A 12,492-nucleotide genomic window follows, 5' to 3' on the forward strand; every position below is an offset into this window, starting at 1 on the left:
GGCGCGCGATGCGCTGCCCGTTTTGCCGGCATGAGGACACCCAGGTGGTGGACTCGCGCGTGTCGGAGGACGGCGCGGCGATCCGCCGCCGACGGCGCTGCCCGTCCTGCGACAAACGCTTCACGACCTACGAGCGCTCCGAGCTGGCGCTGCCCGCGCTCGTCAAGCGCGATGGCAGCCGGGTCGAGTTCGACCGACGCAAGGTTGCCGCGAGCATGCAGCTCGCGCTGCGCAAGCGCCCGGTCAGCGCCGACGCGCTGGCCGATGCGATCGCCGGTATCGAATTCCAGCTGCTCGCCACCGGCGAGCGCGAGGTCAAGAGCGATGCGGTGGGCGAACTCGTGATGCAGGCGCTGGGTCGTCTCGACAAGGTGGCCTACGTCCGCTTCGCCTCGGTCTATCGGCAATTCGAGGACGTGTCCGATTTCCAGGACGTCATCGAGGAGTTCAACCGCACCAGCACGCCGGCGCCGGGCACGCGCGACTAGATGCGCCTGCCCCGGGCGCCGTGCCGGGTCGGTACGTTCGGGCAGCGCATGCGCGTGCGATCCTGACCGACTCTGACCGGATGGCTGACTCGCCGCACCATCGGCGCGCCGCTACCCTGCCGTGTATCGTCCTGGTACCGGTGTTTCCCATGCTCGCTGATCCCGTTTCGTCGTTGCCCGTTCGCGGCGTGCGCTCCTGCCCATGCCGGTATGCGGGGCTGCGTCGACATGCTTCGACGCGGTACGCGCGCGGTGTCCGGCACTGTCGATGTCAGGCGTTCTCGCTACTGGAATCCCTGCTGGTGCTCGCGCTGGTGTGCGGTCTGGCGACCTTCGTCTGGCCGGTGTTCACCGACGCCGTGCGCCGGTTTCGCGTCGAATGGACGACCCACGCGCTGGTCAGCGCCGTGAGCTACGCGCGCGCCGAGGCGGTGCGTCGCGGCGCGTCGGTGACGTTGTGCCGCAGTGATGCGCAGGATCGCTGTTCGACCCAGCCTCGCGAATGCGCGGGACGGACCGCGCCGGGGCACGACTGGCGCTGCGGCTGGGCAGTCGTTGCGGGGCGTCGCGCGGGGCGCGCGCGCCCGGCCGCACCCCTGCCGGTGCTGCGGCGTTTTTCCGCGCCGCGGGGCGTGGCGGTGATCGGTACGCGCGCGTCTCAGTCGCTGACCTTTCGGCCACCGTCCGGCCTCGCCCCGGGAACGACGAGCCATATCGAAGTGCTGGCGAGCACCCCCTCGGACCGTCGGGCGGGCGCACCGCGCGACGCCCGTCTCGCGCGGCTGAACCGGTGTCTGTACATCGGCCTGAGCGGACGGGTTCGCGTGAGCGAGAGCGCCTGCACCTCGGTGCGAAAATGAGTGGGCGTCGGTTCCGCCCGCCGGCGCGCGGCCATCGCGCGGCGCGCGGCGCGCGCGGCGAATCGCTGATCGAAGTACTGCTGGCGTTGTGGCTCGTCGCCGCCCTCTCCCTGGAACTGGCGCGCGTGGAGATCCAGCAGCTGCGCCTGCGGCAGGCGCTCGACCTGCGTCTGCGGGCGGCATTCGTGCTCGATACCTTCGCGGAGACGCGGCGCGCCGTCGGGGAGGACGGCGCGGCGATCGATCTGGCGGCGCGGATGGCGGACACGCTTCCCGAGGGGCGGATCGCCGCGATCGCGCTCGACGGTGGCGCGATTCGTGTGGAGGCGAGCTGGCGCGGCGCGACGCCAGGCGGGCAGTCCGCGGCCGCGGCATGCACTGCTGCAGGAGCGGGGCGCGACTGTCTGGCCATCGTCCTGATCGACCGGCCCGCCGAACCGGACGTGCCCGATACGACCGAGGCCCTCACGGCGCCGGCTCCCACGGCCAAAGTCCTCACGGCGCCGGCGACTTCCGTGGCGTCGCCCGCGTTGCCTACGTCTCGCGCGCCGTCGCGCAGTCGCGCGCGGGCCGCCGGCCACTCGCTGCTCGAATTGCTGATCGCCGCGGTGTTGGGCGGCATGGTCGTGACGACCGCATTGTCCGTCTACCAGATGCGGCGCGACGGCCAGGCGCGACGCGTCGATGACGCACGGCTGCGTCTCGACGGCCAGGCGGCGATCGATCTGCTGCGCGCGTATGGCCGCCTGGCCGGCTACGGCCTGTCGTTCGCGGCGGGCACGTCGCGCGCCTTGCCGGCCATCGTGAATTGCCCGGCGGGCGCATCGCCGGGACCGGTCTGCCTGACGTCGGTCCCCGGCTCCGATGGTCTGGTGATGCGTTACCGTGCCGACCCCGCGTCCGCCAGCGAGGGCGCGGAGTCGCGCCGACTCCTCGATTGCGGCGGCTATCTGCTGTCCAGCCGCGGTACGGTCACCGCGGCGCGCATCGCCGTGCGCAAGGACGCCAACTACGGCTTGTTACGGTTGCATTGTCACGGCCCGGGGGGCGGCAGCGATCCGCTCGTCGAGGGCGTCGAGCGCCTGCGGATCCGTTACTGGCTGCCCGGCGCGCGCGAGCCGCTTGCCGCGCAGGCGCTCGGCACCCACACACGCTCGGTCCGCGGGATGGAATTCTGCGTCACGGTCCGCGGCCATGTGCGCCGGCCGCGCGGTGCGGCGCCGGGCAGCGGTTATCGCGACTGCGACGGCCGCTGGCGGCCTGCGGCGCAGGACGGCTACCTGCGTCGCACTTTCACCGCCACCGTCGCCCTGCGCAACGCGGCGACTGCGCAGGGCGATGCCCGGGACATGCGTACGCCCACGGGAGCGTCATGATGCGGCGGCGTTCGGGAGGGCGCCGGTGCAGGAAGCGGCAGTCGGGCGCCGCGCTGATTTTCGCGATGCTGGTCGCCGGCCTGTTGCTCGCGTCGAACGCGGTGTCGCTCGACGCTTTTTTGTTGACGATGCGTGCCGAGCGCCGCGGCATCGACAGGATGGTCGATTTTCATCTTGCCGACACCGCGCTGACGCTGTGCGAACGCCACGTGACGCACATGCTGGCGTGGCCGGTGCCCGGCGGGCCGCCGACGAGGGCATCGACGACGGCATCGACGACGGCATCCACGACGGCATCCACGACGGCGATCGCCGCGAGTGCGCCGGCAGCGCTACCGGACGCCGTCCCCGCCTTCAGGGATCCGATGCGGGTATTGCGGGACGCGATGGCCCGACGGCCGGAACCGGCACGCTGGCGCGCGGCGCGCGCCTTCGATGCGGACGGGCCGGAGGGGCCCGCCGGACCGGACCTGTGGCGTATCGTGTTGCCGGTCGTGCTGGCCGCGCCACGCCGCAACCTGGCGCCGGTCTGCCTGGTGGAAACCTGGGTCGATGCGCCCGGTTTCGGGCACGTGCTGTTGTTGACCCTGCGTGTGCCGGCGACCGAACCGGGGGCGGGCAACGGCACCTGGCTGCAATCGATCCTGATACGCACGGCGTGGGGGATGCGGCGTCACTGGCGGGCGGTTGCCGAACCGCCGCCGGTCGCACGCTGACGCGCGCAAGGAGACGCGACGATGACGATGCATGCACCGACGCGCGGCATGACCCTGATCGAAACCATGCTGGCGCTTCTGATCGCGGCGCTGGTAAGCGCCTACGCGGTGCCGGCCTATCGGGAATACGTGGCGCGCGGCCACCGCCAAAGCGCGGTCCACGCCTTGTACGCCTGCGCATTGCAGCGGGAGGCCGGGGACGGCGAGGGTGGTGCGCAGAGGAGCTTGCAGGGAGACGGTGCCGGTGCCGAGCAGGGCGGGGGCGGAGCATGCACGGCGACGACGGCGGCGTACGGGATTTCAGTGCGGATCGCGCATACGGGAGCCGCGCGGGACATGCCGGTGTACATCATCGAAGCGATGCCGCGATCCTGCGGGCCGCAGCGGGCCGACCGATGCGGCATATTCACGCTGGATGCCCTGGGAAGGCGGGGCAACCGACGCACGGACGCGCATGGCCGTCAGACCTTCGAGGGGTGCTGGAGCGGGACGCGACACTGAGCATGGGCTGCGCGGCATGCGTCGCGTCGGTACCGCCGCCGCTCCAGGCGCTTATTTGCGATTGATCAGCAGGCCGACGACGAAGCCCGCAGCGGCCGCCATGCCCAGCGACTGCCACGGGTGATCGTGGACGTAGTCGTCGGTCACGCGCGCGGCGGCCTTGCCCTTTTCGACGACGATGACCTGTACGTCGGCAGCCTTTTCCTTCGCCTGCTTGAGTTGCGCCATTGCTTTTTCGCGAAGTTCGTTCGCGCGGTCACCCGTCGTACTTGCCGCTTGCTTGAGCAGATCTTCCGCGTCTGCCAGTACGGCCTTGATATCCGTCATGAACTTCTCCTTATGTGACGCCGGCAGGATCGATGCCGCGCCGATGTCTTATCGAGGCGGTCGCCGGAACGCATATTATCGTAACGGAAATTTCGGACAGCGGCAGCCCCGCAGCGGGCAAGCTTGTTTCGAGTTGTATCCATTCCCGCCCGTCATTCGGCCAGCGGGCCTGTCGTATGGAAGCGGCCGTCCTGGAATACCAGGGGGCGGCCGGTGGCGGGATCAGGCTGCATGCCGCAGCGCTCGACCTCGCCGACGAAGATGGTGTGGTCGCCCTCGTCGTAACGGCTGCGGTTATGACATTCGAACCAGGCCAGCGCGCCGTCGAGGATCGGCAGCCCGCGCGTGCCCACGCGGTGCGCGATGCCGGCGAAGCGCTCGGTCTTCACGGTCGCGAAATGCCGGCACAGGTCGACCTGCTCGGCGGCGAGCACATTGACGACATAGTGCGCGTTGTCCCGGAATACCGGCATCGAACTGGCGGTGCGCGCCAGGCTCCAGAGAATCAGCGGTGGTGCCAGCGAGACGGAGTTGAAGGAACTCGCGGTGATGCCGAGAAGTTCGCCATTCGTGGCGCGGGTTGTGATGACGGTGACGCCGGTGGCGAACTGCGCCAGCGTCTGCCGAAAGACGGCGGCGTCGAAATCGGGAAGGGCGGCTTCCCGCCCGGCGGCTTCGCGCATGTAAGGGGCTCCTGGCGTACGCGGCATGAATGCGGGATTGAACGATGCCTGACCGGCCTATTGTATCGGAAAGCCCCGAGGTGCCGCGCGGCGCCCGGCGTCCGGGCGGACGCGAAACGCGGAAAGGCGCTAACCTGCTCTGATACGCGTAATGGAGAATGGAAATGGCACAGGACAAGGAAACTGCGACGCTGGGCGGCGGTTGTTTCTGGTGTACGGAAGCGATTTTTCTCGAAGTGGCGGGCGTGAGCGCGGTCGAGTCGGGCTATGCGGGCGGCCACGTCAGACAGCCTTCGTACGAAGCGGTCTGCAACGGCACGACCGGGCACGCGGAAGTGGTACGCGTGCAGTTCGATCCGGCGATCATCGCCTACCGCGACGTGCTGGCAATCTTTTTCGGCACGCATGACCCGACATCGTTGAACCGTCAGGGCAACGATGTCGGCACGCAATACCGTTCGGCGATCTTCACCGAGTCCGACGAGCAGGCGCGCGTCGCACGGGAAACCATCGATGCGCTGAACGAACGGAAGGTCTTCGACCGGCCGATCGTCACCGAAGTCACGCCACTGGACGGCAATTACTTTGCGGCGGAGGCCTACCACCAGAACTACTTCGCGAATCACCCGAACCAGGGATACTGCTCTTTCGTGGTGGCGCCGAAGGTCGCGAAGCTGCGCAAGTCCTTCGCGCACCGGCTGAAACGCGCGGCCGGCTAGACCGGCTCCGGTCCCGTCGCGCGGCCGGTTTCGGCAGGCGCGGAGGGCCAGCGGTTTTCCGCAAGGCAGCGCTCCACCGGCTGGCGTCGCGCCCAGCCCTCGGTTTGCAGCATGGGCGCGTCGTAGAAGCGTTCGACCGGACCGAGGCAGAGGATGGCGACGGGTCGCGCGCCCTCGGGCATACCCAGCAGGCGCTGCACGTCGGCCACCGAAAACAGCGATACCCACCCCAGCCCGAGCCCTTCGGCACGGGCGGCGAGCCACATGTTCTGAATCGCGCAGGCCACCGATGCGAGGTCCATCTCCGGCAAGGTGCGGCGGCCGAACACATGGGCCTCGCGCCCTTCCATCAGACCGGCGACCAGTACCTCGGCGCTGTCGAGCACCCCCTGTACCTTCAACTGCATGAACGCATCTCCGCGCTCGCCGAGCGCTTCGGCGGTGAGTCGGCGCTCGGCTTCGACCAGGGCATGCAACCGGCGTCGCATGTCGCCATCTGTGACGCGCACGAAGCGCCAGGGCTGCATGAAGCCTACACTGGGCGCATGGTGCGCAGCGTCGATCAGGCGCGCGAGCTGGTCCGGCGGCACCGTGCCGGGCACGAAATGACGCATGTCGCGCCGTTCGTGGATCGCGCGGTAGACCGCGGCGGTCTCGGCGGGGGTGAAGGCGTTTTGGGGGTCCATGGAGGCTTGGTTCCGGTCCGCGGGTAGGCGCGGGGTCGCGCAGCGTGATTCTACCGCGCGCGCATCGCCTCGGCGATGGCCAGGGCCAGCCAGGCGCAACTCAGCGGGGAGGAGCCTTCCGCCTTGTTGTTGACTATCACATACGCGGGCTGTCCGGCCCGCACCGCGCGAGCCGCCAGCGCCGCGAGCGCGGTGCGCGTGGGCAGGTCCGGATCGACGATCGCATCGAACGGTTCGTAGCGGGTCCGCGCGCCTTCGTAACGCATCCCCGCGTGCAGACTCCAGCGTACGATCAAGGGACCGGGGTGCCCGTCGTCGAGATGATCGAGCGCCGTGGCCTGGCGGGCCGCGTCGGGCATCCGGGAATGGATGCCGATGCAATACCGCACGCCATGCTCGCGCAGCATGCGGATCAGGCGCGGCGTGAGCAATGCCGGGTCGCGGATCTCCAGCGCGTAACGGTGCGGCGCCGGGGGCAGGGCATCGAAGAAGCGTCCCAGCCGGTCGATCACCGCGGGAAGGTCGGCGGCCAGCGCGTCGGGCAGGGGTGAGAGCTGAAACACCAGGGCGCCGATCTTCGCGCCGAGACCATCGACGCACGGCTGGATGAAATCGCCGATGGCGACGGCGGGGTCGAGGAAATCGGGATTGACGCGCGCGGGCGCGCCGCCCGTGCCGCGGATCGCGCCGTCGCAGACGCGGGCCGGCGCCTTGACGACGAAGCGGAAGTCGTCGGCCACCTGCGCGGCATAGCGCGCGTATTCGTCGGCCGCGAGCGGCGCGTAGAAGGAGCGGTCGATGCCCACGCAGCGCAGCAGCGGACTCGCGGCATAGGCTGCCAGCCCGGTGTGTGCCAGCGCGCTCGCAGTATAGGTATCCTGATAAAGCAGCCCGCGCCACCCGGGAAAGGACCAGGAAGAGGTGCCCAGGTGTACGCCCGCGGGAAGGGCCGCGCCGGCTCGGGCGAAAAACTCGGGCACCGCGTCGGGCGGGCGGCATGGGACATCGTCCTGCGCGACACGGCGGGAGCGGCGGGGCGCTTGCGGACGCGCGTGCGCCGCACCGTCGTCGGTGGGCGCGGGCGCGTGGCCGAACAGATCCTCCTGCTCAGCCATGCGGCGTGCGCGGGGCGTTTTCCCGCGAAGGCAGCGTGGTCGCGAAAATCAGCGGGAACCGTCCTCGTAGATGTAGCGCCGCGACCACGGCAGCGCGGCGGCCGGACGGCCCGCCTTGCGTCCGACGATCTGGTAGATCGCGACATCATCGTTCTCGAACGCATACGCGCAGCCCGCCAGATACAGGCGCCAGATGCGGTACTTTTCCTCATCGATCAGTTCACGCACCTGAGGGGTCCTGGCTTCGTAGTTGTCGCTCCAGATCCGCAGGGTCTGCGCGTAGTGCCGGCGCAGGTTCTCGACGTCGAACGCTTCCAGTCCGCCTTCCTGCATCGCCTGCAAGGTCAGGCTGATGTGCGGGAGTTCTCCGTCGGGAAATACGTACTTGTCGATGAATTCGCCGCCGCCGTGCGACGTCTCGCCGCTGCCGGGATCGGTCGACGTGATGCCGTGGTTCATCACCACGCCGTCGTCGGCGAGCAGCTTCGCCACGCGGGTGAAGTACTCCGGCAGGTTCTTGCGGCCCACATGCTCGAACATGCCCACGCTCGTGATGCGGTCGAACTGGCCGGTGACGTCGCGATAATCCTGCAGCCGGATCTCGATGCGGTCCGCCAGTCCCGCCGCCTTGACGCGTTCGGTCGCGAGATCGAACTGGTTCTGCGACAGCGTCACGCCCACGCAGCGCGCGCCGAATTTCTGCGCCGCCCGGATCACCAGCGCGCCCCAGCCGCAGCCGATATCGAGCAGCGTCTGGCCCGGCTGCAGATCGATCTTCCGGAGGATGTGATCGATCTTCTTCAATTGGGCGGTGGTCAGGTCCTCGTCGCCATTTTCGAAATAGGCGCACGAGTACACCATGTTCGGGTCGAGCCACAGGCTGTAGAAATCGTTCGAGACGTCGTAGTGATACTGGATCGACTTCTTGTCGGATGCCTTCGAGTGGGTGAAGTAGCGCGCGACGCGCTGCAGCTTGTTCGGCGCGTCGGCCGAGGCCCTGGCGAGCGCATAACCGACATTGATGATGTCAGTCAGGCGGCCTTCGACGTCGATTTTTTCCTTGACGTAGGCCTCGCCCAGATTGTCGAGGCTCGGGTCGAGCAGCAGCGGCATGGCCGCCGCCGATTTCACGCGCAGCGTGACCGAGGGCCGTTCGAACGTACCGAAATCGTAGGACTGCCCATCCCACAGGGCGAGCCGCGCGGGCACATTGCTTCGTGTGCGGACCTCTTCGATCCACTGTGCCAGCTTTTTCTCCCAAAACATGACATTCTCCGTGCAAGTCTATCGTGTGTGCGTGGTGGTTAGCGCGGCCGCAGTGGATATCTCTTGAGCGGATGTCCTGGGCGAGGGGGACGGCCGGCGCCGGGGGGATTCACAGCGTGCTTCCTGGCGTGATGCGGGGTGCGACACTCATGGCGACAGCCGTTCTATCCTCCAGGGCGCGGCATCGCGCGACGCCGTCGCCTGGCCCGTGTCGTCCGCTGCGAGCGGGCGACGGTAGCGAATGCGGTCATGCAGACGGGAAGGGCGGCCCTGCCAGAACTCGAAGGCGTCCGGCAGCAACCGGTAGCCCCCCCAGTGCTCCGGACGGGGCGGCGTGTCGCCGAAGCGTTCGCGAAACGCGGTCTCGCGGGATTCGATCGCCTCCCGGTTCGCGACCACTTCGCTCTGTTCCGACGCCCACGCGCCGATGCGCGAGCCGACCGGCCGGGAATGAAAATAGGCATCGCTTTCAGCGGCAGAGGTCTTCACCACCCGGCCTTCGATGCGCACCTGCCGCTCCAGTTCGATCCAGTGGAACAACAGGCTGGCGTACGGGTGCGTGGCAAGTTCCCGGCCCTTGCGGCTTTGATAGTTCGTAAAGAACACGACGCCGCGCGCGTCGAACCCCTTGATCAAAACGATACGCGAGGAGGGGCGGAAATCGGTGCCCACGGTCGCGAGCGTCATCGCGTTCGCCTCGGGAATCTCGCTTTTCAGTGCCTCGTCGAACCAGCGCGCGAATTGTGCGATGGGATCGCGATCTACATCGGATTCCGAAAGGGATCCGTAAGCATAATTCTTTCTGATATCAGAGAGTTGGTTCACGATTTCGAGGCCAGGCACTACAATGTGACAAGTATAGCGAAAGCTGTTTTTCTTTGCGCATCACCCTGTCGCGGCCAGTGCGTCGTCGGTGCTTCCTGACCCACGCCGCGGTATCCGCGACGGACCGCATCCCGCAGCGTGGCTGCCGACCCCCATGACCCTGCGTACCGCCATGAATCTTCCCGCCGCGCCTGTCGACGTCGCATCGTCGGCGCACGCAGCGCAACACGAAGCGCAACATGAAGCGCCCGACCGCGCACGGCGCTTCGGCGGCGTCGCACGCCTCTATGGCGCGCCGGCGCTGCGGCGTTTCGCAGCGGCGCATGTCGTCGTCATCGGTATTGGCGGGGTGGGTTCGTGGGCGGCGGAAGCGCTGGCGCGCACCGCGGTGGGCCGCTTGACTCTGGTCGATCTGGATCATGTCGCCGAAAGCAACACCAACCGTCAACTGCACGCGCTCGACGGCAATTATGGCAAGGCCAAGATCACGGCGATGGCCGAGCGGATCCGTCTGATCGATCCCGATTGCCGTGTCGACGAGATCGACGACTTCATCGGGCCGGAAAATTTCGAGACCGTGCTGGGCAGCGGCTGCGACTACGTGATCGACGCGATCGACGACACGCGCACGAAGACCGCGCTGATCGCATGGTGCGCGGCACGCGGACTGAACATCGTCACGATCGGGGGGGCGGGGGGGCAACTGGATCCGACGCGCATCCGGATCGAGGACCTGTCGCGCACCATCCAGGACCCCCTGCTGGCGAAGGTGCGCCAGCAACTGCGCCGGCAGCACGGTTTTCCCCGCTCGCCGAAGACGCGTTTCGGGATTGCCGCGGTGTACTCCGACGAGCCGCTGCGGTATCCCGATGCGGCCGGTCCCGGCGCCGAGGCATGCGCGATCGGCGAACCCGCCGCGCCGGGGGCGGAGGACCAGGGCGCAGCGCTGCCGATGGGCGGCCCGGCCGGATTGAACTGCGCCGGCTTCGGCTCCAGCGTCTGCGTGACCGCGAGCTTCGGTCTGGCCGCCGCCGCGCACGTGTTGCGCGTCCTCGCGGACGCGTCCTGAAGATCGCCTCGGGGCCGCTTATTTTCCCCAGCTGTCCTTCAACGAGACGATGCGGTTGAACACCGGTCGCCCCGGGACCGAATCGACCCGGTCGGCGACGAAGTACCCATGCCGCTCGAACTGCACCCGTGTATCGGGCGCCAGCGCGCGCGCGCCGGTTTCGAGGTAGGCCGGCACGACCCGCTTCGCGTTCGGGTTCAGACCGGCGAGGAAATCCTGGCCGCCCGCGCCCGGGTGAGCATCGCTGAACAGCCGGTCGTACAGTCGTACCTCCGCAGCATAGGCGTGCGCCGCGCTGACCCAGTGGATGTTGCCCTTGACCTTGTAGGTGCCGGCCCCGTCGGTGCCGGACTTGCTGTCGGGGAAATAGGTGCAGTGCACGGCCGTGACCTTGCCGTCGGCATCTTTGTCGAAACCGGTACATTCGACGACGAAGCCGTAGCGCAGACGCACGCGGTTGCCCGGGAACAGACGGAAATACCCCTTCGGCGGCGTTTCGTTGAAATCCTCGCGTTCGATCCACGACTCGCGGGTGAGCGGGAATTCGCGGTTGCCGCGTTGCGGATGATGCGGGTGGACCGGCGCGAGGCAGGGTTCGACGGTTCCTTCCGGAAAGTTGTCGATGATCAGCTTCAGCGGGTCGAGCACCGCGATCGCGCGCGGCGCGAGCGGATCGAGATCGTCGCGCAGCGACTGCTCGAGCACCCCCATGTCGATCCACGAGTCCGCCTTCGAGACGCCGATGCGCTCGCAGAAGAGCCGGATCGATTCCGGCGTGAAGCCGCGCCGGCGCAGTCCGACGAGCGTGGGCATGCGCGGGTCGTCCCAGCCGTCGACATGCTTTTCGTTCACGAGCTGCAGCAGCTTGCGCTTGCTGGTGATCGCGTACGTGAGGTTGAGCCGCGCGAATTCGATCTGCTGCGGCAGGGGCCGGCTGAATTCCCCGGCTTCGGCCAGCTGCTCGAGCACCCAGTCGTAGAGCGGGCGGTGGTCCTCGAATTCGAGCGTGCACAGCGAATGCGTGATGTTCTCGATCGCGTCCGAGATGCAGTGCGTGTAGTCGTACATCGGGTAGACGCACCACGCGTCGCCGGTGCGGTGATGGTGCGCGTGGCGGATGCGATACAGCACGGGGTCGCGCAGATTGATGTTCGGCGACGCCATGTCGATCTTCGCGCGCAACACATGTTCGCCGTCACCGAATTCACCCGCGCGCATCCGCCGGAACAACGCGAGATTCTCGTCGACGCCGCGGTCCCGGTAGGGCGAGGGCGTGCCTGGCTCGGTCAGCGAACCGCGCGCGGCGCGCATCGCCTCGGCGCTTTGGCTGTCGACATAGGCGCGGCCGAGTTCGATCAGCCGCTCGGCGAGCCGGTACAGGCGCTCGAAGTAGTCGCTCGCATAGTAGAGATGCGCGGTGGCCGCGGGATCGTCCGGACGCGTCCAGGAAAAGCCCAGCCAGCGTACCGAGTCGATGATCGAATCGACGTACTCCGTGTCTTCCTTCTCCGGGTTGGTGTCGTCGAAGCGCAGGTGGCAGACGCCGCCGTAGTCGCGGGCGATGCCGAAGTTCACATGGATGCTCTTCGCATGGCCCACGTGCAGATAACCGTTCGGCTCGGGCGGAAAGCGCGTCTCGACGCGACCGTTCCATTTCCCCGAACGCGTATCCTCGTCGATGATATTGCGGATGAAGTTGGACGCGACCGGCGCGTCTTTGGAGTCGGTGCTCATGCGATGGCGGAGTCGGAAATCCGGACTATGGGTGGATAGCCGGTCATTTTACCGCACCGCCGCGGTGCGCAGACGCGGATGACGCGGATTCCGGTGCCCGCGGCGGGTCTGGGAATTTTCTCCGATT

14 protein-coding genes are annotated in these 12,492 nt (G+C 67.9%); 7 read left to right on the forward strand and 7 right to left on the reverse strand.

Translation table 11 applies throughout. The features are described 5' to 3' along the window. Positions 1 to 8: 8 nt before the first annotated feature. The 5 genes from nrdR to OVY01_RS10560 all read left to right on the forward strand — a co-directional run bounded on the left by nrdR (position 9) and on the right by OVY01_RS10560 (position 3,941). Positions 9 to 488, forward strand: coding sequence for a transcriptional regulator NrdR (nrdR, locus tag OVY01_RS10540; RefSeq protein ID WP_267847388.1), 480 nt, complete (start codon positions 9 to 11; stop codon positions 486 to 488). A gap of 149 nt (positions 489 to 637) precedes the next feature. Then, positions 638 to 1,348 carry a GspH/FimT family pseudopilin gene (locus OVY01_RS10545; RefSeq protein WP_267847389.1) on the forward strand — a complete coding sequence of 237 codons (711 nt, stop codon included), beginning with the start codon at positions 638 to 640 and terminating at the stop codon, positions 1,346 to 1,348. Continuing rightward, positions 1,345 to 2,724 (forward strand): hypothetical protein, encoded by a 1,380-nt coding sequence (locus OVY01_RS10550; RefSeq protein WP_267847390.1) that lies wholly within the window; start codon positions 1,345 to 1,347, stop codon positions 2,722 to 2,724. The genes OVY01_RS10545 and OVY01_RS10550 overlap by 4 nt, the downstream gene beginning before the upstream one ends. After that, positions 2,721 to 3,440, forward strand: coding sequence for a hypothetical protein (locus tag OVY01_RS10555; RefSeq protein ID WP_267847391.1), 720 nt, complete (start codon positions 2,721 to 2,723; stop codon positions 3,438 to 3,440). The genes OVY01_RS10550 and OVY01_RS10555 overlap by 4 nt, the downstream gene beginning before the upstream one ends. A gap of 21 nt (positions 3,441 to 3,461) precedes the next feature. Then, the gene (locus OVY01_RS10560) at positions 3,462 to 3,941 is read left to right on the forward strand and encodes a type IV pilin protein (protein ID WP_267847392.1); all 480 of its coding nucleotides are present in this window, start codon (positions 3,462 to 3,464) and stop codon (positions 3,939 to 3,941) included. A gap of 51 nt (positions 3,942 to 3,992) precedes the next feature. Here the strand turns inward: OVY01_RS10560 and OVY01_RS10565 are convergent, their stop codons facing one another. Further along, positions 3,993 to 4,268, reverse strand: a complete 276-nt coding sequence (locus OVY01_RS10565; RefSeq protein ID WP_432422206.1) for an ElaB/YgaM/YqjD family protein — start codon at positions 4,266 to 4,268, stop codon at positions 3,993 to 3,995. A 152-nt stretch (positions 4,269 to 4,420) separates the two neighbouring features. Further along, entirely contained in the window at positions 4,421 to 4,951 is a 531-nt protein-coding gene (locus OVY01_RS10570; protein ID WP_267847393.1) for a flavin reductase family protein, read from the reverse strand. A gap of 164 nt (positions 4,952 to 5,115) precedes the next feature. On the opposite strand from OVY01_RS10570, the gene msrA reads away from it, so the two are divergent. Next, a complete protein-coding gene (gene msrA, locus OVY01_RS10575; RefSeq protein WP_267847394.1) occupies positions 5,116 to 5,670 on the forward strand; it encodes a peptide-methionine (S)-S-oxide reductase MsrA in 555 nt (184 codons plus the stop codon). On the opposite strand, the gene bluB is transcribed toward msrA, so the two are convergent. The 4 genes from bluB to pdxH form a co-directional block, all read right to left on the reverse strand. Beyond that, positions 5,667 to 6,356 (reverse strand): 5,6-dimethylbenzimidazole synthase, encoded by a 690-nt coding sequence (bluB, locus tag OVY01_RS10580; protein ID WP_267847395.1) that lies wholly within the window; start codon positions 6,354 to 6,356, stop codon positions 5,667 to 5,669. The two genes, msrA and bluB, sit on opposite strands and share 4 nt — an antisense overlap. 50 nt (positions 6,357 to 6,406) lie before the next feature. Further along, a complete protein-coding gene (locus OVY01_RS10585; RefSeq protein ID WP_267847396.1) occupies positions 6,407 to 7,471 on the reverse strand; it encodes a DUF72 domain-containing protein in 1,065 nt (354 codons plus the stop codon). A gap of 48 nt (positions 7,472 to 7,519) precedes the next feature. Then, on the reverse strand, positions 7,520 to 8,737 hold the full coding sequence (locus tag OVY01_RS10590; RefSeq protein WP_267847397.1) for an SAM-dependent methyltransferase: 1,218 nt from the start codon (positions 8,735 to 8,737) through the stop codon (positions 7,520 to 7,522). Between the two features lie 147 nt (positions 8,738 to 8,884). After that, entirely contained in the window at positions 8,885 to 9,562 is a 678-nt protein-coding gene (pdxH, locus tag OVY01_RS10595; RefSeq protein ID WP_267847398.1) for a pyridoxamine 5'-phosphate oxidase, read from the reverse strand. A gap of 172 nt (positions 9,563 to 9,734) precedes the next feature. Between pdxH and OVY01_RS10600 the strand changes: the two genes are divergently transcribed. Then, positions 9,735 to 10,631 (forward strand): tRNA threonylcarbamoyladenosine dehydratase, encoded by an 897-nt coding sequence (locus tag OVY01_RS10600; protein WP_267847744.1) that lies wholly within the window; start codon positions 9,735 to 9,737, stop codon positions 10,629 to 10,631. An 18-nt stretch (positions 10,632 to 10,649) separates the two neighbouring features. On the opposite strand, the gene OVY01_RS10605 is transcribed toward OVY01_RS10600, so the two are convergent. Then, entirely contained in the window at positions 10,650 to 12,365 is a 1,716-nt protein-coding gene (locus OVY01_RS10605) for a glutamine--tRNA ligase/YqeY domain fusion protein (RefSeq protein WP_267847399.1), read from the reverse strand. Between the last annotated feature and the right edge of the window lie 127 nt (positions 12,366 to 12,492).

Origin of the sequence: Robbsia betulipollinis (assembly GCF_026624755.1) — a bacterium.
In the GTDB taxonomy this organism is placed as follows: domain Bacteria; phylum Pseudomonadota; class Gammaproteobacteria; order Burkholderiales; family Burkholderiaceae; genus Robbsia; species Robbsia betulipollinis.